The sequence below is a fragment of the Rhodococcus sp. NPDC055112 genome (assembly GCF_053607505.1).
On the sequence record NZ_JBSGTR010000024.1, the window covers coordinates 48,609 to 68,431 of the forward strand.

Consider the following 19,823-nt stretch of genomic DNA (forward strand, 5'->3'; position numbering starts at 1 on the left):
CGCCAGGTCAGAACCGGGCGGCGTCCGCGTCGATCCAGTCACCCCGCCAGCCTGCGGGCGGGTCCTCGAGCAGCTCGCCCGACTGCAGCCACTCATAAAGATCCGCATAGGTTTTCGTGGTGTACGTGTCCACGCGCCGGTTGAGCATGGACGGCCGCAGCTCGTCGAAACCGTCCAGGCCCATCGAGGCGATCAACTGCTTCGCGCTGGCCACCGTCGACTTCTGGAACCGGTACACCCGGGCCGATTTGTCCGGTACGTCGATCGACTTCGCGCGAGCGCGGTCCTGGGTCGCGAGACCGACCGGGCAGTGATTGGTGTGGCAGGCCTGGGCCTGGATGCAGCCGACCGCGAACATCATCGCCCTGGCCGCCAGGGTGAAGTCGGCACCCTGGATGATGCGCTTGACGATGTCGCTCCCGCTGGCGACCTTGCCGGAGGCGCCGATCCTGATCCGGTCCCGCAGGCCGGCGCCGACCAGCGCGTTGTGCACGAGCATCAGGCCCTCGGTCAGCGGCATGCCCATGTGATCCTCGAATTCGACGGGGGCGGCGCCGGTTCCGCCCTCCGAGCCGTCCACGATGATGAAGTCCGGCGCGGTCCCGGTCTCCAGCATTGCCTTGCAGATGCCGAGGAACTCCGCACGCGAGCCCACACAGAGCTTGAACCCGACGGGCTTGCCTCCCGAGAGGGCGCGCAGTGTCGCGACGAACTCGATCAACCCGACGGGGGTGTCGAAGGCGCTGTGCGCGGGCGGCGAGATCACGGTCACCCCCACCGGGACCCCACGGGTGTCGGCGATCTCCTGGCTCACCTTCGCGACCGGCAGTACGCCGCCGAGTCCGGGCTTGGCGCCCTGGGACAGCTTGATCGAGATCGCCTTGACCTGGGGGTCGACGGCCTTCGCGGCGAAGACCTCCGGATCGAACCGCCCGTCCGGGGTGCGACATCCGAAGTAGCCGGAACCGATCTCCCAGATCAGGTCACCGCCGTGCTTGCGGTGGTAGGGGCTGATGCCGCCCTCGCCGGTGTCGTGGGCGAAGCCGCCGCGCGCGGCGCCAGCATTCATCGCCTCGACCGCGTTGGCGGACAGCGAGCCGAAGCTCATCGCGGAGACGTTGAGCAGCGCGATGTCGTAGGGCTGGGTGCAGTCGGGCCCGCCGAGCCGGACCGTCGGGGTCGCCTCGGGGGCGTGCCGTGCCCGCAGCGAGTGAGCCATGAACTCGTACCCGGGCGCGTGCACGTCCCGTTCGGTGCCGAAGGGCTCGTCGTCCTTGGTGCCCTTGGCCCGCTCGTACACGAGATCGCGGGTCTCACGGTCGAACGGCGTTCCGTCGGTGGATGATTCGATGAAGTACTGCTGGATCTCGGGGCGGATCTTCTCGAGCAGGAACCGGGCGTGCCCGAGGATGGGGTAGTTGCGCAGGATGCTGTGTCGACGCTGGATCAGGTCCCAGGTGCCGAGGCACGCGAGCGCAAGGGCGATCACGGCGAGAACCCACCATCCGGACCCGACGCCGAGGGCGAGGGCGAGCGCAGCCAGTCCGGCCAGCCACACTCCGACAACGATCAGCCATCTCACCACGGTGCATCCTTTTCGTGTCACGTCCATCGCCGGTCGGGTCGATCGAGTCTCGCACTCGGCCGTGCGTGGCGCCGAAAACGACACGGCGGCCCCGGAAACGAGTCCGGGACCGCCGTGTCGGGTGGAGCGGGTGTACTACGCCGGGATGGTCAGAACCTGGCCGACGTTGATGGCGTCCGGGTTCGGGATGCCGTTGGCATCGGCGATGCGCTGGTACTGGTTGCCGTCGCCGTAGAAGTGGGTGGCGAGGTCCCAGAGGGTGTCGCCGGGGGCGACGGTGTGGGTGCGCGGGGCCGGGGGAGCCGGGGGAGCCTCGGCGGCGGCCGGGGCGACGGGGGCGGGCTCGGGCTCCGGCTCGGCCGGGGTCTCGACGGCGGTGTCCGAGGCCCAGACGGCCTTGTCGCCCGCGTAGAGCACCACGTTGCGGTCGTCCTGGACGACCAGCTTGACGCCGGAGTTGCCCGAGGTCTCGGAGGCCCACACGGCGTCGTTGCCCTCGGTGTACAGCACGAAGTTGCCGTCGTCCTGCAGGTCTGCCTTGACAGCGCTCTTGCCGTTGGTCTTGCTGGCCCACACAGCGTTGCCGCCCTCGCTGAGCACGAGGTTGCCGTCGTCCTGCAGCGTCAGCGTGTACGCGCCGTTGTTGGAGGTGATCGACTGTCCGGCCGTGAGGCTCGAACCGGCCTGCAAGGTGTCCGCCACGTTGTTCCCCTTTCAGAGGTGATCGTCGGTGAAGCGCTTGTAGTGCTGATCCACACGGAGACCGCATGATCCGGTCCTCGGCGTGCTCACAGAGCGTACGCGGCGCGAATGAGTTTCGCTGGGGCTGACGGGGCATCTGAACATAGTCTGAACAATGTGACGCGCTGGGAGAACGAACGTGACGAAGAGCAATCACGCGCCTATATCCGGCGTTTCGAGGAGCTGGCGGCGCAGGGCGTGGATCTGCACGGGGAGGCCCGGATGCTCGATGCCGTGATCGTGCCGGGCTCGCGGGTGCTCGATGCCGGATGCGGCACCGGGCGTGTCGGCGTCGAATTGGCCAGGCGTGGACACCATGTGACCGCAGTCGACCTGGATCCGGTGTTGGTGGAGGCGGCGCGGGCGCACCCGGAGCTGACCGTCCACCGGGCGGACCTCGCCGAACTCGACCTGCCGGGCGAGGTGTTCGACGCGATCATCGCGGCGGGGAATGTGTTGATCTTCCTAGAGCCGGGAACGGAACGGACTGTGCTGCAACGGTTTGCCGCGCACCTGGCCGACGGCGGGGTGTTGGTGACGGGGTTCGCCACCGACTACCGGTACTCGGTCCGGGACTTCGACGCCGACCTGGAGGCCGCCGGACTGGTACTCGAGCAGCGCTTCGCGACGTGGGACCTGCGGCCATGGCGGGCGGACGCGACATGGGCGGTGACGGTCGCGCGCAAGCGAGGGTAGCGGCCGCCTCAGACCCAACAGGCTATGGCGAGCGGCCCGGCGAACGGAATGAAGGCCAGGGGCGAGCAGGTCAGTGCGGCACCCAATGGGCCCTGCTGTGGATTGAGGGTCGCGGGCGAGACGGGGGTGGGGACCGGCGATGCCGGTCCCGCGGCGGCGATCGCCGGGCCGAACGCGATCATCGGAACCGTAGCCGCGGCCACTATTGCTGCGCGGAGTCGATTTCTGGTCATGGTGTTCCTCCTGGTGGCGCGGCGTAGCGCACCGCGCGGTTCCGGGTGCCCTCGGATTGCGCTCTTCTCATTGTGAGCGCCGGGACACCGCATGTCACGGCCGTGGGCTACTTGTTTTGCCCGCCCTCGCTGAGCCGTGGGTGCAGGCCCGCAGTCCGGGCTGCTCTGACGACAGCGCGACAACTCGCTCGGTTAGGGTGCTTGCGCTGCATCCGAATGATCTTCAGGGGGGACCATGTCCGAAACCGAATTTACGAGCGCGCCCACGACCGCGGCGGCGCCGTCCTACGGGGCGCCCACATACCCGTCCTATCAGCAGCCCGCACAGCAAATGCAGGCTCCGCAGCCCGTGCAGGCCCAGGCGCCGTACGGGGGTCCGATCCCCGGCGCGGTGCCCGCGCCGCCGCCGTCGAACGCCGGCTGGGCGGTGGCCGCGCTCGTCTTCTTCTGGCCGCTGGCGTTCGCCGCGTTCAATCACTCGTCCTCGGTTTACCCGAGGTGGGCGCTCGGCGACTACCACGGCGCGCAGTACGCCTCCGACCGCGCCAAGCAGCTCGGCAAGATCGCGCTGTGGGTGGGGATCGGCCTGGGGGTGCTGTTCGTCATCCTCTACGGGGTGATCATCGCCGTCGCGATCAGCGGCGTCGAGGAGAGCGCCAGCGGGTACTGATCCGCAGGTCTACGGACCGGTGTGTGCAGGGCGCCCGCACCGGTCCGTAGACTCTGGAGACCGTGAGCCTTACCCTCGGAATCGTCGGACTGCCCAACGTCGGCAAGTCCACCCTCTTCAACGCGCTGACCAACAACGACGTGCTGGCCGCGAACTACCCGTTCGCGACCATCGAGCCCAACGTCGGCCTGGTCGAGTTGCCCGATCCTCGGCTGGCCAAGCTCGCCGAGATCTTCGGTTCCGAGCGGCTGCTGCCCGCGACCGTGTCCTTCGTCGACATCGCAGGCATCGTCAAGGGTGCGTCCGAGGGCGCGGGCCTCGGCAACAAGTTCCTGGCCAACATCCGCGAGGCCGACGCCATCTGCCAGGTCGTTCGCGTGTTCGCCGACGATGACGTGGTGCACGTCGACGGTCGCGTCGACCCCGCCTCGGACATCGAGGTGATCGAGACCGAGCTCGTCATCGCCGACATGCAGACGCTGGAGAAGGCCCTCCCGCGCCTGGAGAAGGAAGCGAAGAAGAACAAGGAGCTCAAGCCGCTGCACGAGGAGGCGGTCAAGGCTCAGGCGTTCCTCGACGAGGGCAAGACCCTGTTCAGCGTCAGGGACAAGCTCGACTTCGGGCTGCTGCGCGAGCTGAGCCTGCTCACCACCAAGCCCTTCCTCTATGTCTTCAACGCCGACGAGGCCGTGCTCACCGACGAGGCAAAGGTCGCCGAGCTGCGCGACTCCGTCGCCCCGGCGGACGCGGTGTTCCTGGACGCGAAGGTCGAGCAGGAGCTGCTCGAGCTGGACGAGGAGGACCGCCAGGAGATGCTCGACTCGATCGGTCAGTCCGAGCCCGGCCTGCACGCGCTGGCCCGGACCGGCTTCCACACCCTCGGGCTGCAGACCTACCTGACCGCGGGCCCCAAGGAGTCGCGCGCCTGGACCATCCACAAGGGTGACACCGCCCCGCAGGCGGCGGGCGTCATCCACACCGACTTCGAGCGCGGCTTCATCAAGGCCGAGATCGTCTCCTTCGATGACCTGGTCGCCGCCGGCTCCATGAACGCCGCCAAGGCCGCCGGCAAGGTGCGCATGGAGGGCAAGGACTACGTGATGGTCGACGGTGACGTCGTGGAGTTCCGCTTCAACGTCTAGCGGGGCTAAGTCTCCCCAGGTGGGCGGCTGACGCACTCGGTAAACGTGCTGGTGAGAGCTCGTTTCTCGCCGGTTTGTGTACAGTGCGTCGCCGCCTCCTGTTCACCCCGAAACGTCCCGCAACGGGGCTAATGCGGGGCTTGGATGGCGGCTAAATGTGCGTCGGCATTCGCGCCCAGTGCGCTTGCGCTCAACCGGCCGCGTAGTTCCTTGGGCGTCAGCCAAGGCGAAGCTCGATGCACCATGCGGTGGCAGTTCGCACACAGCAGGATCAGATCGGAGAGTTTCGTGCGGGTCGCCCCTGAGTGGTGCAGCGGCACGACGTGATGTACTTCGGTGTACTGGCGGCCACGGTCTCCGTATGCCAGTTCGAAGTCGAACCCACAGACTTCGCAATGCACACGGTCACTTGTCTTGAGGAACTGAGTGATCTTCTTTCGGCGGAGTTTAGGATCTCGTTCGCGGACGTAGTGCTGGCGTTGCAGGAGTCGGCCTTCTCTGGCTGAATCGTCCTCCTCGGCGTTGGGCACAGCGAGCATGGGGTTGGCTTCCCCCACCTCGATCGCGTCGCGTACTGCAAGAGCAATCGCGTGCATTTCGGACGGGTCCTTAAGAAACTGCTTCAGAACAACCTTGTCGTAACCGCCGCCCTTTGTAGGGGCTCCGACGTAGTCCGGGTGATGGCTGGCGATGTTTACCGTCTTCTTTGCCACCCCATTCGCATTCCTGTGCTTTGCGCTGCGTTCTTCGATTGGATAGAACGGTGCCCGCTGGAGTAACGCCGACAGCTCGACTACACGCTCGTCCTCAGGGGTTAGATACTTCCAGTGATTCTGCATGAGAAGGTCGCAGGCGAGGATTACCTCATCACGCGTCCACTTGGGTGAGCGCGCAGGTGGGACGTGGAACCCCAATTTGCGTAGCTTGCGCGCGACAGTCTTCTCGCCGCCCGAGAACTCATCTTTACGGAGAGGGGCCCTGCCAGGGAGGTGGCCGTGGGCAGCGCCAGCGATCGCCTTCGAGTCGTACGTCCGCCCATTGTGGTGAATCACGTAAGCGGTGGCCCTACCGAACTCGTATTTGGCGAGGAATGCATCGTCTCCGAGATCCTCGCACTCAGCTAGCGCACGTTCGACTGACTCGGCAGTCAGGTTCGCAAGACTCATGGCGGCGACAATATCGTGCATGCTGCCGGGCGGTTGCCCACATCCGGCAGCAGGTCAACCGCTACCGCCTCAACCTCGTGCCAGCACTGGCTCGGCGGTTGAGGTTCGGTTTGACCGACACCGTGACTTTCTTCTGCGCCTTATCTAGAGACGGGGTGATGTCGAGCCGGCGATTGGGCTTACCGTGATAACCCACGATGCCCTTGACGAGCACTCCCCGGCCCTTCGGCGTCTCGAACTCCGCGCCAACCTTCACGCCCTTGTAGTCGCCGCCCTGGCCGACGACGAGATTCTTGGAGAAGGAACCTTGTACGTAGCTGTGGCCGATCCTGCCAGCGGCCTTCGTCGCGCCGGTTTTGGTCACCGCCTTCGCAGCGATGCGGGCACCCTTCGCCGTCGCAGAGACCTTCGTTCCCGCGCCAGCGAATCGCCCGAGCCGGTCGCGCCGGTACGAGCGGCGGCGGCTCATCGTCGGCCCCATTCGGTCAGCCGGTCGGCCAGGGCACGTAAGCCGGGGTCGTCTTCTGTCGCCGGCGACTTCCCCCGATACCGCCCGCCCTCGCTCGATGGGGCGTCTTCGAGGCCCTTAGGCGTCAGCCCCGGCCCCCATGAGTACTCGCCGGGAACCGCTTCCGGGTCGCGGTGACCCTCCCGTGGGCGCAGCATCACGACCACGACCACACGGGCGGGGTGTAGACGCTGCCCGTGGTCACCTGCACGACGCACGCTGCGCTCCGGTACCGGACACCACAGCCGAACGACCGCTGGAAGAAGCTGTCCTGCAACGGGTACCGCTGATCGCGACCTGGGATCATCCGCAGCCCCTGATAAGCCGGGTTCGCGTGCTGGCGGAAAGCCACCGGGTTCAGGCTGCTGTTCGGCCCGCCCGTTGCGACAACGGCCAGGTAACCCTGCGGGACGAAGTAGCTCGGGATGATCCAGGCCGGACCGTACGAGCCGCGCACTTCCAGCCCGCCGAACTCGCCCGGAGCTACCTGTCCGACAACGTTCTCAGCCGTCAGGTACGCGGGCGCACCTTCGGACGGGATGAAGTCGAACTTGCTAGCGATGCCGTTGGTCTCGATGCCAGCCCGGAAGGTGCTGATCTCCTCCGCCTCGATGGGGTGGCAGAGCACAATCAGTCGCGTGCTGGAGCTGGTGCCGAATCCCTTACTCCGCACCTGGTTGATCGCGTCCAGCAGATCGCCAGGGTCTACGGCAGCGTTGCCGCTGGGCAGGTAGTGAGAGTTGGTCGACGGGAACGTCTGCCCCGCGTGCGGGGGCGGGGCCATGCCGTCGGTGCCGTTCCACAGCCCGAACACCCGGTGCATGTGCTCGTTGACGCCTTCGGTCGGGTCGAACAGGCGACGCAGCAGTGTCCCGGTGACGAGGCGGTTGTCGGCCTCGAACGCGCGGTTGATGCTGTCCGTCACCTGCGCTGCGGTCGCAGCCCGCAGGAACTTCCACGTCATGCGGGACGCAAGGTCGTAGTCCTCGAAGTCGTAGCCGAGGATCAGCGCATCGGGGTTGCTGTGAATACCCTCGGGCTCGCCATACTCGCTGGCTTTCTCGAAGTTCTCGCTTGCGACCTGCTGCGGGATCGCGTCGCCCACAGCGATTGTGGGGTGACTGATGAGTGCGGCCAGGGCGGACCGCTCGCGGTTGTACAGCGACATCGCGGTCGCGACGTCGTCCCAAATGCGGCTCAGGTCTACGCCGTCGGCGGTGCGATTGACCAGGACGTCGCCCTGGCTGCTGTAGCCGCCGTCTCCACCGCTGGCGTAGAGCGCCGCGACGGTCTCATGGTGGCGGGGACGAGAGAAGAGCGTGTTCATCGGGTGCTCCAATTCGGTGCTGTGCCCTTCGGAGTAGCAGGGCGCGGGAGAGACGAGCGAAAGGACCGAGCGCCTGCTCTGGTCCTGAAAGCCGGTCGGTCTCAGACCGAACTGGAAATGCAACGCGACGCCGTCGCGGGTGTGTGATGGTCCGCCTCGCGGAAGCCGGCGAACTGAACTGAGAGCGCCGCTCTCGCTAGCGGTAACTGTACCACCCTGCGCCGCAACGAATCTGGGCGAACCGTGTGCGACAACCCGCGTCGTTGCGGGGTGTACACGGCACGTGTATAAACGTAATTGCCCCGCTGCAAGGTGGGCGCAGCACAACCACATACCGCTGTCCCGAAGGCATGGCTTGCCTGAAACCGGAGGGCTCACAGCGGTCACGCGAAGTGAGATCGGCAGATTCTCGCCGCCGCAAGGTGGTCCCAGCGGGACCGTGTGACCGGTCAGCGAACACAAACAACCCTTACGAGGGTGTGTTCGTCGACCGGTCCTTTTTCTGTCTGCGGACACATCCTCTCGCCGAGAGGAACGCCATGTCACGCCAAGCATCGACGGCACTCGAGCCCACCGCTGTCACTGTCGCCACGATGGAAGTCGGCCCAGCTCCGACGGTCCCCGGTATCGACTCGATGGACATTAACGACCTGGATGAGCCTCAGGTGTTCCTGTACCTCGGCGCGATCAATCCGCACATCACCCGGCGTATGGTCCGCGATGCGGTACTTAGAAAGGAATTCCGCGGTGTTCTTCGTGGTCGGAAGAATCTGTTCAGTCGCAGGTCGGCGCTCGCCTGGATGACAGGGGAGCAGGCATGATCGCGTACACCCTGGAGGAGCTGCGGGAGATTTACCCAGCCCTGGATGCGCACGAACGCGGTGACTGGTCTGCGTTACGACAAGCCCACCCGACGGTCGATCAGGCTCGGGCCGTGAGGAACCCACACGAACTCGTGATCGAGGAGGGCGGCAAGACCGCGCTTCGTCTGCAGCGCCCGTTCTCTCCTGCCGCCCGGCGGCACTCCGAGATCAGCGCGGGACTCGATCGAGCGCAGCAGATCCCGCCGAGGTTCGAGCTGGTCGGCTTGATGGGGCTGGATCGAGTCTTCAGCAACACCGGCCGTAGGCCACTAACGTTCCGAGGCGACGGGTACGCCGCCGACGAGTTGCGGGCCGAGGAGCGTAAGCGGCTGCTGATCACCGAGCATCAGCAGCGCCTCCTCGACGCTGAGCATCAGCAGATGCTTGACCTCGCCGAGTACGGTGGGCAGCCGACCGGGGCCGTGGTCTTCCATCTTGAGGAGTGGACCGAGTACGACGGCGCGCTGGCGTGCCCCGTGCCGCATGGATTGTCGGCTCGACGGATCGTGCGTCTCGTCGCGCTAGCGAGCCGAGTCTGCCACTGGTGCGCCCGCCCCCAAGGCGAGTCTCTGGACGACTACCTGATGGTCGGCAGTGGGATTACTCGAGTCTTCCCGACGTGTTCGTCGTGCCGTCAGCGGTTCGACCGCGGCACCGATGGCAGCGGCCTCGACTGGCACATCGTCAGCGATGACTATGCGCGCTCCAGCGGGTGGCCGTCCGATGAGTGGCTCTGACGCGGGTTGCCACACCGGCCGGTGCCGCCCGTGGGTTGCCTATCGCGGGTACGCAGGGCGGCGGCACGCAGGTTTGCGTGCCTTCTGGGTAACCCGGCAGGGGTAGCCCGCAGGTCAACCGTAAAGCGGGCTCCTGGTGCGGGAGAGCGCCAGGAATCCATGAGAAACATTGCAGTGCAGTAGAAGAAAGCGAATCGCCCGGTCTGGGTGTAGGGCAGCCAGGCCGGGCGATTCCGAACAGATAATCCTAGGCGAAGGACCAGCAATGAAGCCGAACAGTACCACTGCCCACGAGGTGCAGAAATCGCGGAACACTAAGCGGCACGGGAGAATTAAGCCCGAAGAGTTTGTTCAGATGGCGAAGGAGCAGGTCGATCTCGGTTGGCATCCCATCCCGCTCGGCGGATCCAAAGGAAAGGAGCTTCTCGTCGGTGGCGTGACCGGGCGCGAGGGTGAGGACGTCACCGACGAGGGCGCGTTCCGGCAATGGGCCAACAGATGGGCCGGTACCGACGCGGGCCTGAACCTGGGTACCCGGATGCCGGTCGGGGTGATCACGCTCGACGTCGACTGCTACGACGGCAAGCCTGGAGCCGAGACCTTGGCCGCGTGCGTCGACGCCTGGGGTGATCTCCCTCCGACGTGGTCGATCACCGCGCGCAATGATGGCAGCTCGAAGCTGCTCTACCGCGTGAACGAAGGTTGGGAAGGTGTGGGAGCGATCCCAGATGCCAGCGGAGGCAAGGCCTCGGGCGTTGAAGTGCTTCAGCGGCACCATCGTTACGCGGTTGTTCCGCCTTCGATTCACGATATCGGGCCGGTGCAGGTGTTTGGGCCAAACGGTGACGTGTGCGAGCGCCTTCCGAAGCCGGGCGAGCTGCCGATGCTGCCCGAGGGCTGGCGTGACGGTCTGCATAAGAAACGCGCTCTTGTTCAGCGTGGCCGGAGTGGCGACCCCGACGATCTGCTCGCATCGTTCCCTGCCGGGCTGATGACCGATGCGGTTCAGAAAGCCATGCAGCACGTTCTCGCGGCCCTAAATAGCGGTGCCGGTCGACACGACACCATGAACGAGAAGCTGCTGGAGTTGCTACGGCTCGGCTGGGGTGGGGCGCCGGGTGTGCCGTTTGCGGTCGAGGTTGTCCGCACCGCTTTCGTGCAGGCGCTCACTTCCGAACGCGGTGCGGATGACGCTAGGCGCGAGTTTGAACGGTCGTTCCAGGGCGCGGCTGAGATCGTCGCGGGTAGCGGGCCGTCTGTCGGGTACGCCTTCCAGCCCAGCGGTGCATGGCACAAGGACACCGGCTGGATTCCCGCCCCCGACAATCCCGGCCTCATGAAGCGCGGCGTCGGGGAATCGGCCGGCGACGAACGAGCAGGTCGTAGGTTTGCCACGGTGAGCGCTCGTGATCTGGCGCAACCCGTTCCGCCGATGGAGTGGCTTGTCCGTGGGGTGTGGCCGCGTCATTCCTTCGGGCCGATGGGCGGTGAGAAGAAGACGCTCAAGTCATACAACCTGCTCTCGATGAGCTTGGCCGTCGCCAGTGGTGAGCCACTGTTCGGAGAGTTTGCGGTCGCCTCGCCCGGGCCGGTTGTGTACTACGTCGGAGAGGGCGGGCAGGCTCCGTTCCAGCGGCGTCTGCAGGCAATTGCTCGCGCGTACAAGGTGAACCTGGCCGACCTGCCGCTGCACGCGGTGTTCGAAGTCGGGCCGTTGGACGCGCTGGACTTCACCGATGCGCTCAAGCGGAACCTGGACGACCTGCAACCCGAGCTCGTCATCATCGACCCGCTGTATGCCTTTCACCCGGCGGGTGTGGAGGCTCAGAACCTGTACGAGCGCGGCCGGATGTTGGCGGGGGTGTCGTCGTTGGTGGCGAACGAGACGGCGTTGATCATCGCGGACCATTTCCGCAAGACGGGCTCGGCCGATTTGGACCTGGACAGCATCGCGCAGGCGGGAATGGGGCAGTGGGCCGACAGCTGGATTCTCCAGAAGCACCGCGACAAGCCCGACTTGGACGCGGGCAGCTACCGGCTCGCGGTGGAGTTCGGCTCGCGGCAATGGGGCGGCAGCCGGTGGGAACTCGACTGGCAAATCCCCGCCTTTGGAGAGCTGGAGGAAGGCCCGGCCGACGACGGCGTCTCGTGGGAGATCCGTCGCGCTGACGGCGGCAGTGACCGCGACCGCCGCAGTCGGAGCCGGGGCAGTGGAGAGAAGCGGGCCGAGCTACTGGAGGTGATCAGGGGCAATCCGTTCCAGTTCACCAAGAACCGACTGATCGAGGTTGTCGGCGGGAACAAGGCGGCGGTCCGAGCGGCGATTGACGAACTGGTCGAAGCCCGCCAGCTCGAAGTCAGGAAGGCCGCCATACCCGACGTGAACGGGCGACCGGTGACGCTGGATCGGTACGGACCGGGACCGGGGATCACCTTCCGGATGAGCACCGCAGGTGAGGTTCCCGCCGATGACGGCGTCTGAGTCGCACAGGCAGGGTAGCCAACCCGACCTAAGCGGTGGGCCATGTTGGGCCATGTTGGGCCGGGTTGCGTAAAACCCCAGGCCAGGGGCATAAACCAACCCGACCCACAACCCGACCCGACCCGTGATGTGGGTGCTGGGTCGCGTGTGGCCGGGCAACTCAACCCGGCCCACGCGCACCCTTAGGGCCATGTTGGTTTGGGCCATGTTGCCCAATGCCGGTCACGCACAAGGAGTTATCGACAGAAAGGAAGTCGAAATGGACGAGTACAGCAATCGTTCGAGCGTTGAGGAACCTGCCGTGCAGGCGGCGGAAGCGATCGCCAGCGAATCGGTAGAAGGCTCGGCGATGGAGGCGTCGAGCCGAGCACCTATGGAGTCGTTGTGGAAGGACGGCCGGAACCCAGATCCGTCGCGTATCTGCACCGCACGTAGGACGAATGGTGAGCCGTGCCGCAAAACGGCGATCAAGGGCGGCAACGTCTGCATGACACACGGCGGAGCTGCCCCGGCCGTCCGGGCCAAGGCGCGAGCGAGATTGGAGATGGCCGCTGACCAGATGGCAAAGGAGCTTCTGAAGATTGCTGTCGACCCAGACACCCCGCTGCCCGTGAAGCTGGCCGCGATCAAGGACGGCCTGGACCGCGCAGGCCTCAGCGCCAAGACGGCGGTGGAGGTTCAGGTCGGCCCCACGCCGGAGTGGGAACAGGTGCTCACGGACGCCGTCGCCGGAGGTAGCCGCGCCGACAGCCGCGCGGCGCGGGGCGTAGAGACCGCGCCGACGCCGGATTGGATGGCCGACGAGTTGGAGGTGATGGACGCCGAGGTAGTGGATGACGAGCCCGCTCCAGTGCTTGTGCCCCGTGAACGCCCCGCCCCGGCACCCGCGACGCAGCTCTTGCCGATGGAGGACGCCCTCGAACAGCTCCGGCGCACCAGCCCGCCGCCCGCGCCGGTGGCCAGCCGCCGCAGGCGGCATTAGACCGGCCTGAGCGTCCCCACATCCGATTTGAAGTGGCTGGCCGGGTAGTTGCCTGCCCGGCTGCCAGCCGCCGGGTCAAATCCGAAGTCAAGGTTGTGTGGCCTCGCTGACGCGAGGGCTTCGGGGCTAGGGCGGGGCTACGTACCGACGAGGGTTTCGCAAACGTGCAGGTGAAATATCAAGTCGGACAACGCAAGTGACGTGTTAGCTGAACGTTTGGACAGCTACGCTTCTGGAAACATGCTGTGAGGCAACGGGTTAGAGGGGTAGACGCATGGGAGCGAATCGGTACGCGATCCGAGAGCAGACCGCAGGCCGGTTTCAGGCGCGGTGGTATGGCGCGGACGGCAAGCGCAAGAGCAAGACTTTCGCCACGAAGACCGAGGCCAAGAAGTACTTGGACAACATCAGCGCAGACCTGAACCGGGGTGATTACATCGACCCCAGCGACGGGAGGCGCACCGTGAAGGAGATCGCCGAGCTGTGGCTCGGCAGTCGCAACCTGCGGCCCAAGACTGAGCAGTCCTACCGGACCATTCTGGAGCAGCGCATCTATCCCGCCTTCGGCGATAGGGCGGTCGGCAGCATCACGACGCTCGATCTGGTCGCGTGGATCACTAAGCTCAGCACCGAAGGGAAGCGCGTAGGCCACAACAACAAGCCCGCGAACGCGGAATCGTCTCGGGCGGAACGAGACGCGCGGTACCGGGAGCGTGCGGGCAAGACCCCGGTCGGGAAGCCCTTGGCACCAGGTACGGTCCACAACGCGGTGCGAGTGATGCGGCAGGTGCTTGATGCCGCAGTGCGGGCGCGATACCTGCGGGGCAATCCTGCGCACGGCCTCACCCGCGACGACCTACCCAAGGCTCACCGCGACACCACCGGCACGCCCTACCTGGATGCGTCTCAGGTTGAGCGGCTGGCCGTGGCGATGCAGGGAGTCAGCGAAGATCCCGCCTTGGCGCTGTTGGTGCGGTTCGCCGCGCAGACAGGGATGCGCGCGGGGGAGTGCTGCGGCCTGCGATGGGAGAACGTGGACCTCTTGCGCGGGCGGATCACCGTGGCCGAGTCCATCAGCACCGTGAAGGACGGCGACTGGTGCGTCGTCCCGCCGAAGAACGGCAAGACCCGCGTGGTGCCCGTCCCGCCAGCGTTGCGCGACGCGCTGGCCGACCTGGCCCATGAGCGCGCGGCAGTTGGTGCGTTCGCCCCGGTGCTGTATGTGTGGCCCGGTCCGGCGATGTCGGACATGACGTACGGCACGAAGCCGATGAGCTGGGGGCGCGACTTCTACCTGCCGTACTGGAAGCAGGCCGTCGTCAAGGAGGGGCTCCCGGTTCGGTTGCGGTTCCATGACCTACGCCACACATGCGCGGCCTTGCTAATCGCGGCAAACGTGCCCGCCAAGGCAATTCAGGCCCACCTCGGACACTCGTCCTTCAAGATCACCATGGACACTTATGGCCACCTGTACGAGGACGTCACCGACACCGTCAGCAGCGCGATGGACGCAGCGTTCGCGGCCCCACGGTCGGAGCCGGCGAACATCCGAGCGATCAGGGGTTAGGGCTTCGGTCGCTTCCGGGCAGGCATCGCGCGCCGGAGCTTTGCAGGCCCCACGTACAGAGTGTCGATTAGATGCTTGGTGAGTTCCATGAGCTCCTCAGCCTGCTCCAACGGGATGCTCTCGAACGACTCTTGGTGAGCCCCAGCGTTGCCTACCGTCCGTACGTGGTCAGCCCACTCCTTAAACCCGTCGTAGAGGGTTCGGTCATCGACCATCTGGATGATGGCCTTGTTTAGCGTCTCTTTCCTCTTCGCCTCGTCGCTGCCCTTGTCCTGCACGATCTGGGCGAGCGCGTTGCGGAACATGGCGACTGCCGCATTGGGCGCGTCTACGCCGACGCATCGGGCGCCTTCCTCGAACGCCTCGGCCAGGTTCGTTGGAACGTCGGTGGTATCGCCGAGGTGACCCGGTTTTGGCCACCAGTGGATGCCACGCCACCGATTGACCGCATCGCCGCTGAAAACCTCGACGACGATCGTCGCCTCCCGGCAGCCCTGGCAGCGTAGCGGCGTAACGGTCTCCAAGGTGCCTCGCAGGTGTTGAGAGTTTTCGACGGTGAAGCTGCTCACCCGATTGCATCGAGGGCACCGGCCAGTCGGGTCCGTTGTCGTGGGGAGAGAATCGGGGTTGCGGTCGTCTGCCTGGCCATCAGGAGCGCCATTGATCGTGTCTGCCGTCATACCGACCATTCTGACGCAGAACGCCGACACGTCAGCAGCCACGTCGGGGGCCTAGCGTAGGTACGAGCGAGCACGTTTGAGGTGGATTGTCGGGGCCGTCATCTAGAGTGTCCCGGCATGGCAGCCCTTGTCGCGGCGCACGCGAGGTCTGGAGCCGGACGGCCCATATGAAGGAATTCCGGCTCATCTCCACGGCGGACTTGCAGGATGGGTCAACGACGCATTGTGTGGTGGGGTCACAACTATTCGGGGCAAGGAAGTCCGCTCCGTCGCGATGCGACTTAGGGTAGCGATTCCTCCGTTCGCTAGCGACCATGATTGCCTGAAATGTGTATTTCAGTACGCGGACGAGGGTGATGACGAGTTTCTCGACGTGGTGGATGCGACGCTGAGTCTCGTCGGCAGTTGGTCCAACAACCACGGGGCACTCCGAGCGTTGTTGGCAAGCGCGGGGTCGGTGTGGACGGTGGGTGCGGACGGCGAGTCTTTGGTGCGGGCAGTATCCAATGAAGCACTAGCAACATACGAATCCGCCGTGACAGGTGACGATGAGGCAGCGAAAGAACTGCGTGAGGCCTGGGCACACGCCTTCGGCAGGAATGGCAACCCATCGGACGCATGGGACCACGCCATCAAGGCCGTCGAGGACACCCTGATCCCGGTGGTTGTGCCGAGGAAGGCGAAGGCGAACTTGGGTGATGTCGTCGGCGCCCTCGGTAGCCCTCAGTCGGCGGGGAAGTGGCAGATGGTCCTGCCTGGGCACGACGTGTCGCACGACGTCGCTCCGTTGGTTGCCATGCTCCGGCTGATGTGGCCGAACCACGACCGCCACGGCGGGGTGACGCCGAAGCGCCCACCCTCTGAGGCCGAGGCGCGAGCAGTCGTGACACTTGCTGCGACGATCGTGCAATGGCATCGCCAAGGCTGGGCGGTGCAGAAGCGGTAGATTTCGGAAGGCCCCGCCATTGCGCGCACGATTTGCTGGGCCGAGTGCGACATGTGAGTGGCGATCAGTTGGAGGGTTTGCCTTCAGCCGGAAGGATATGCTTTCACGATGTTGGATTTCACTGAGATTCCCGAAGGCGAAGGCTTCGAACTGCTTGTCCGCGACATGTTGGTGGCCATGGGGTACCGCGTGGCGTGGTCTGGCCGTGGCCCGGATCGCGGTAAGGACTTGCTTGTAGATGAGCCTGGCGACAGCAAATTCGGTGCAAAGTCGAGGCGTTGGCTGGTTTCATGTAAGCACAATGCTCATGCCAATGACAAGAAGGGTCGTTCGGTAAGTCCCGGCGATATTGAAGAAGGCGGAGGCATCGTCGACGCCGTCGACGACCATGGAGCCTCGGGATTTCTGGTCGCCTGTTCAACACAACCTTCTTCGTCGCTTGTAGAACGTCTAGCTTCAATCGAGGCACGCAAGGGCCTGCCTACTCATTACTGGGACTGTGAGACCTTGCGGCACTGGCTCAACACCCCGGCGTGTTGGGGTGTGGCGCAGCGGTATATGCCCATGAGTGCGGATGGTCACCGTGTCTATGCGACCGAATCGCCCAATAAATTCATAGTTATCTCAAAAGGGCATTTCATTAGGTATGCCAATCGGCATGGCAGCGATATCGGATTTCAGTTGGATTGGATAGAGAAGCGTCTGGAGGCGATTGGGAAGATTGAACTTCCTAAGGGTTTTCAAGTGAGGATGCGGGGAGTTTGGTACAACGATAAAATCGGTGCAGTGAGTTGGTACCTGGATTGCATCTATGGGGAGTCTGACTTTTATGCGGATCCTGGGCTGTCCGATGAGTTTGGCGAAGGTGATGTTGTTCGCCTTATCGAGGAATACCTTGAAGAGCAGGGGTTTGACGACTTTCAAATAAACACCTATGAGGTGACGATGCGAACCGTCAATAGAGTGAGCGACTCCTACGACCCGGACCACTACTCGTTTTATGCGCAACTCCCTGAGTATTTGTGAATCGGTCCATCGGGCTTGAACGGGGCTAAGAAGCGCCCCTCAAACCGTGAAATGCCAGGAAGATCGGCATATCGAGGCACGTACTAGCGTTCCGCTTCAACGTCTAGCGCCACGCCGCGAACGGGCGGTTGCCGGGACTGACGCCGAATGCGCGTCCCGGTAGCCGCCCGTTCGTCGTCGGGTCCCGCTGAGGCTCGTCCTACGACTGCGACAGTGGGAGTTGGAATGCATGACCGAACAGGTAGCAGGTCATGGGCCCGTTGTTCCTGCCGCAGAGGACCCCGCCCTCCAGCGACCCGTCAGAGGACGTGTCGGCTGCGGAGGCGGTGCCGGCCCCGGTGACCAGGCCGACGGTTACCAGGGCGGTGGCGACGATGGTGGATGCGATACGACGACTCGTGACTCGAGGCACGGTTGAACCCTCTCCATTCTGTGACGGCCGGCAGCGCTTCCGATTCCGCTGCCGGGAGGGCGATTCGACCCCGCGGATACCGTAGCGTGGCGGCGCGGACGTGGAGGTGGATTCGGATCGGGTTCGTCTGTGACACTTGATGATTCGTTTTACGCTACACACGTTCTGTGGGCGTCGGCGCAAGGATGTTGTCGCGGGCCTCGACGCTTCTCGCCGTCACGACGATCCTCTGTGAGGTCGCGCGGTCGAGTCGGTGGATCGGCGTCAGATCCGGATTGTCGAGGCAGGCCCGCAATCGGACGAGCGCCGACCCGCGCAGCTGGCGCCCGCTCGGCGTTCGACGACAGCGGGCGGTAACGATCCGGCGCTACTCCGGCCCAAGCGACGCATGCTGCGCATGCTGGGAGTGGATACTGCACCGGTGACGCTCACCAAGCGAACCACCTTTTCCGCTATATCGACGGTGCTGCTCGTTGTCGCGGGCCTGCTGGTCGCGGCCTCGGGGAGCAGTGGCGCCGCGCCGCCGCCAGACTGGCGATACACGATGGTGGCGTTCAGCAACGTCAGCGACCGCGACCTGGATGTATACGAGTCGGCGGACGCCACTCATTTCCAGCCCCTCCGACTCTCGGCGTATCGGCCCCCGTCAGGGGTGGTGCGTGACTCGAGCATCTTCCGGCACACGGACGGGTTCTACTACCTCACCTACACGACAGTCGACGGGGCGAACATCGGCTTCGCGCGCAGCAGTGACCGGATCAACTGGACGTACCTGGCTTCCTGGCCGGTCCCGTTCTGCTGCGCCTTCCTGCCGGGCACCGGGGATGGCACCGGCTCGGCGAGCCCGCCGGGTTCCTCGGGGTCGGCCGGGTTCAGCGACGGACCGTCGCTGTCGCCGTTCACCACGAAGGCCTGGGCGCCCGAATGGTTCGTGGACGGCGACCGCGTCAACGTCATCCTGTCGATGTCGACAGGTGGAGGATTCGTGCCGTATCTGATGACGGCGCTGGAGCCATCGCTCCGGTTGTGGAGCCTGCCGGTCCCGCTCGACGGGATCGGCGCGGACCACATCGACACCACCGTGGTCAAGGTCGGATCGACCTATCACGCGTTCACCAAGAACGAGACGAAGAAGGTCATCGAGCATGCGGTCGCATCGTCGGTGACGGGGCCCTATTCCTTCGTCCCGCCCGGAAATTGGGGTTCGATGGTGGAGGGGCCGGCCGTGGTCCAGTTGGCGAACGGTGCCTGGCGGATGTACCTGGACGCCTACACCGAAGGAAAGTACCTCTATTCCGACAGCGCAGATGGGCTGAGCACCTGGTCGCCCGTGCAGGAGCTGCCAGGCCTTTCCGGGAAGGTGCGTCACGTCGGCGTGATGCGAGAGCCGGCATGAGCCGGACTCGGTGAGGTCGCTCCGACCGCACCGCTTGTACTGGTGGACCTGGATGCCTCAGGTTCGCGCCGAAGGGGCAAACGGCCTCAGCGGGTCGGTAGCCGCGGTGATGCCGCTGCCGTCCGGCCGGCTTGTTCGAGGTCGAGGCCTGCGCACCTCATTCAATATCGGGGATCACCCAACCAACGATCCGTGACGAGCCACTAGGCGCACAGGATTCTCGAAAAGGGGCCTTGGACACGAACTCTCGCGTCCGAGTCCCCTTTCGCTTGCGGGGTGGCACCCCGATCGCAGGTTCGGGGCGCTGTCGCGCGCTGCCGAGTCGACATTCATCCCATCAATTTTCGGTAGGCAGCGGCGGAAATGACCCCTACAGTCTCTGGCGCTGACCCGGCTCCAACGCTTGGTCGTACCGGCAACGCTCAATCCGAAAGGTCCCCATGCGTAGTACCCGAGCCCGCCGTGCCGCGATGATCGGCACGACGGCACTGCTTCTGGTCGCGCCCTGCGTGGCCCTCGCCCAGGCCGAACCCACCCCGCCGGCACCCGCGCTGCCCGCGGACATGGTCGCCGCGATCCAACGCGATCTCGGCCTCAGCCCCGCCCAGTACCTCGAGCGGGCAGCGGCCGGGCAGGAACTGAAGGCGTTCGCGGACACGCTGCG

At 65.2% G+C, this 19,823-nt stretch carries 19 protein-coding genes and 2 pseudogenes; 12 read left to right on the plus strand and 9 right to left on the minus strand.

Annotation, left to right across the window (positions count from 1 at the left end):
* Window positions 1-7: 7 nt before the first annotated feature.
* Both ACWFRB_RS13420 and ACWFRB_RS13425 read right to left on the minus strand, forming a co-directional pair.
* Window positions 8-1,585 (minus strand): FMN-binding glutamate synthase family protein, encoded by a 1,578-nt coding sequence (locus tag ACWFRB_RS13420; RefSeq protein ID WP_452641600.1) that lies wholly within the window; start codon window positions 1,583-1,585, stop codon window positions 8-10.
* A 135-nt stretch (window positions 1,586-1,720) separates the two neighbouring features.
* Window positions 1,721-2,287: a LysM peptidoglycan-binding domain-containing protein gene (locus ACWFRB_RS13425; protein WP_452641601.1), complete on the minus strand. Its 567-nt coding sequence runs from the start codon at window positions 2,285-2,287 to the stop codon at window positions 1,721-1,723.
* Between the two features lie 108 nt (window positions 2,288-2,395).
* Here ACWFRB_RS13425 and ACWFRB_RS13430 point away from each other — a divergent pair, with 108 nt between their 5' ends.
* On the plus strand, window positions 2,396-3,022 hold the full coding sequence (locus ACWFRB_RS13430) for a class I SAM-dependent methyltransferase (RefSeq protein ID WP_452641602.1): 627 nt from the start codon (window positions 2,396-2,398) through the stop codon (window positions 3,020-3,022).
* Between the two features lie 8 nt (window positions 3,023-3,030).
* On the opposite strand, the gene ACWFRB_RS13435 is transcribed toward ACWFRB_RS13430, so the two are convergent.
* Window positions 3,031-3,255 carry a hypothetical protein gene (locus ACWFRB_RS13435; RefSeq protein WP_452641603.1) on the minus strand — a complete coding sequence of 75 codons (225 nt, stop codon included), beginning with the start codon at window positions 3,253-3,255 and terminating at the stop codon, window positions 3,031-3,033.
* A gap of 235 nt (window positions 3,256-3,490) precedes the next feature.
* Here ACWFRB_RS13435 and ACWFRB_RS13440 point away from each other — a divergent pair, with 235 nt between their 5' ends.
* Window positions 3,491-3,925: a CD225/dispanin family protein gene (locus tag ACWFRB_RS13440; RefSeq protein ID WP_452641604.1), complete on the plus strand. Its 435-nt coding sequence runs from the start codon at window positions 3,491-3,493 to the stop codon at window positions 3,923-3,925.
* A gap of 62 nt (window positions 3,926-3,987) precedes the next feature.
* Window positions 3,988-5,067, plus strand: coding sequence for a redox-regulated ATPase YchF (gene ychF, locus ACWFRB_RS13445; RefSeq protein ID WP_452641606.1), 1,080 nt, complete (start codon window positions 3,988-3,990; stop codon window positions 5,065-5,067).
* Window positions 5,068-5,195: 128 nt separating this feature from the next.
* Here the strand turns inward: ychF and ACWFRB_RS13450 are convergent, their stop codons facing one another.
* The 3 genes from ACWFRB_RS13450 to ACWFRB_RS13460 form a co-directional block, all read right to left on the minus strand.
* On the minus strand, window positions 5,196-6,233 hold the full coding sequence (locus tag ACWFRB_RS13450; RefSeq protein WP_452641607.1) for an HNH endonuclease: 1,038 nt from the start codon (window positions 6,231-6,233) through the stop codon (window positions 5,196-5,198).
* Window positions 6,234-6,294: 61 nt separating this feature from the next.
* Window positions 6,295-6,702 (minus strand): hypothetical protein, encoded by a 408-nt coding sequence (locus ACWFRB_RS13455; protein WP_452641609.1) that lies wholly within the window; start codon window positions 6,700-6,702, stop codon window positions 6,295-6,297.
* Window positions 6,703-6,898: 196 nt separating this feature from the next.
* The gene (locus ACWFRB_RS13460) at window positions 6,899-8,068 is read right to left on the minus strand and encodes a hypothetical protein (protein WP_452641610.1); all 1,170 of its coding nucleotides are present in this window, start codon (window positions 8,066-8,068) and stop codon (window positions 6,899-6,901) included.
* Between the two features lie 539 nt (window positions 8,069-8,607).
* On the opposite strand from ACWFRB_RS13460, the gene ACWFRB_RS13465 reads away from it, so the two are divergent.
* The 5 genes from ACWFRB_RS13465 (at window position 8,608) to ACWFRB_RS13485 (ending at window position 14,699) form a co-directional block, all read left to right on the plus strand.
* A complete protein-coding gene (locus tag ACWFRB_RS13465; RefSeq protein WP_452641611.1) occupies window positions 8,608-8,889 on the plus strand; it encodes a hypothetical protein in 282 nt (93 codons plus the stop codon).
* Entirely contained in the window at window positions 8,886-9,668 is a 783-nt protein-coding gene (locus ACWFRB_RS13470) for a hypothetical protein (protein WP_452641613.1), read from the plus strand. The genes ACWFRB_RS13465 and ACWFRB_RS13470 overlap by 4 nt, the downstream gene beginning before the upstream one ends.
* 265 nt (window positions 9,669-9,933) lie before the next feature.
* Entirely contained in the window at window positions 9,934-12,150 is a 2,217-nt protein-coding gene (locus ACWFRB_RS13475) for an AAA family ATPase (RefSeq protein WP_452641615.1), read from the plus strand.
* Window positions 12,151-12,340: 190 nt separating this feature from the next.
* Window positions 12,341-13,132, plus strand: a complete 792-nt coding sequence (locus ACWFRB_RS13480) for a hypothetical protein (protein ID WP_452641616.1) — start codon at window positions 12,341-12,343, stop codon at window positions 13,130-13,132.
* Window positions 13,133-13,406: 274 nt separating this feature from the next.
* Entirely contained in the window at window positions 13,407-14,699 is a 1,293-nt protein-coding gene (locus tag ACWFRB_RS13485) for a tyrosine-type recombinase/integrase (RefSeq protein WP_452641618.1), read from the plus strand.
* On the opposite strand, the gene ACWFRB_RS13490 is transcribed toward ACWFRB_RS13485, so the two are convergent.
* Window positions 14,696-15,421: a DUF4145 domain-containing protein gene (locus ACWFRB_RS13490; protein ID WP_452641619.1), complete on the minus strand. Its 726-nt coding sequence runs from the start codon at window positions 15,419-15,421 to the stop codon at window positions 14,696-14,698. The genes ACWFRB_RS13485 and ACWFRB_RS13490 overlap by 4 nt on opposite strands.
* Before the next feature lie 331 nt (window positions 15,422-15,752).
* Here ACWFRB_RS13490 and ACWFRB_RS13495 point away from each other — a divergent pair, with 331 nt between their 5' ends.
* Complete coding sequence (locus ACWFRB_RS13495; protein WP_452641621.1) at window positions 15,753-16,325, plus strand: hypothetical protein; 573 nt, start codon at window positions 15,753-15,755, stop codon at window positions 16,323-16,325.
* A gap of 108 nt (window positions 16,326-16,433) precedes the next feature.
* Window positions 16,434-17,351 carry a restriction endonuclease gene (locus tag ACWFRB_RS13500; RefSeq protein WP_452641622.1) on the plus strand — a complete coding sequence of 306 codons (918 nt, stop codon included), beginning with the start codon at window positions 16,434-16,436 and terminating at the stop codon, window positions 17,349-17,351.
* A 199-nt stretch (window positions 17,352-17,550) separates the two neighbouring features.
* Here the strand turns inward: ACWFRB_RS13500 and ACWFRB_RS13505 are convergent, their stop codons facing one another.
* Both ACWFRB_RS13505 and ACWFRB_RS13510 read right to left on the minus strand, forming a co-directional pair.
* Window positions 17,551-17,763 (minus strand): hypothetical protein, encoded by a 213-nt coding sequence (locus ACWFRB_RS13505; protein WP_452641623.1) that lies wholly within the window; start codon window positions 17,761-17,763, stop codon window positions 17,551-17,553.
* 208 nt (window positions 17,764-17,971) lie between these two features.
* Window positions 17,972-18,100: pseudogene (locus tag ACWFRB_RS13510) on the minus strand (pseudouridine synthase); the annotation flags it as partial.
* A gap of 60 nt (window positions 18,101-18,160) precedes the next feature.
* Between ACWFRB_RS13510 and ACWFRB_RS13515 the strand changes: the two are divergent.
* Window positions 18,161-19,159 carry an arabinofuranosidase gene (locus ACWFRB_RS13515; protein ID WP_452641628.1) on the plus strand — a complete coding sequence of 333 codons (999 nt, stop codon included), beginning with the start codon at window positions 18,161-18,163 and terminating at the stop codon, window positions 19,157-19,159.
* A gap of 440 nt (window positions 19,160-19,599) precedes the next feature.
* A pseudogene (locus ACWFRB_RS13520) lies at window positions 19,600-19,823 on the plus strand (protease); the annotation flags it as partial.

Excerpts from the sequence above, each read along its gene's own strand:
- ACWFRB_RS13515 (WP_452641628.1), top strand. The coding sequence starts at position 18,161 with ATGCTGGGAGTGGATACTGCACCGGTGACGCTCACCAAGCGAACCACC.
- ACWFRB_RS13470 (WP_452641613.1), top strand. The coding sequence starts at position 8,886 with ATGATCGCGTACACCCTGGAGGAGCTGCGGGAGATTTACCCAGCCCTG.
- ACWFRB_RS13450 (WP_452641607.1), bottom strand. The coding sequence starts at position 6,233 with ATGAGTCTTGCGAACCTGACTGCCGAGTCAGTCGAACGTGCGCTAGCT.
- ACWFRB_RS13485 (WP_452641618.1), top strand. The coding sequence starts at position 13,407 with ATGGGAGCGAATCGGTACGCGATCCGAGAGCAGACCGCAGGCCGGTTT.
- ACWFRB_RS13465 (WP_452641611.1), top strand. The coding sequence starts at position 8,608 with ATGTCACGCCAAGCATCGACGGCACTCGAGCCCACCGCTGTCACTGTC.
- ACWFRB_RS13430 (WP_452641602.1), top strand. The coding sequence starts at position 2,396 with ATGAGTTTCGCTGGGGCTGACGGGGCATCTGAACATAGTCTGAACAAT.
- ACWFRB_RS13500 (WP_452641622.1), top strand. The coding sequence starts at position 16,434 with ATGTTGGATTTCACTGAGATTCCCGAAGGCGAAGGCTTCGAACTGCTT.
- ACWFRB_RS13455 (WP_452641609.1), bottom strand. The coding sequence starts at position 6,702 with ATGAGCCGCCGCCGCTCGTACCGGCGCGACCGGCTCGGGCGATTCGCT.
- ACWFRB_RS13440 (WP_452641604.1), top strand. The coding sequence starts at position 3,491 with ATGTCCGAAACCGAATTTACGAGCGCGCCCACGACCGCGGCGGCGCCG.
- ACWFRB_RS13480 (WP_452641616.1), top strand. The coding sequence starts at position 12,341 with ATGTTGGTTTGGGCCATGTTGCCCAATGCCGGTCACGCACAAGGAGTT.
- ACWFRB_RS13475 (WP_452641615.1), top strand. The coding sequence starts at position 9,934 with ATGAAGCCGAACAGTACCACTGCCCACGAGGTGCAGAAATCGCGGAAC.
- ACWFRB_RS13460 (WP_452641610.1), bottom strand. The coding sequence starts at position 8,068 with ATGAACACGCTCTTCTCTCGTCCCCGCCACCATGAGACCGTCGCGGCG.
- ACWFRB_RS13435 (WP_452641603.1), bottom strand. The coding sequence starts at position 3,255 with ATGACCAGAAATCGACTCCGCGCAGCAATAGTGGCCGCGGCTACGGTT.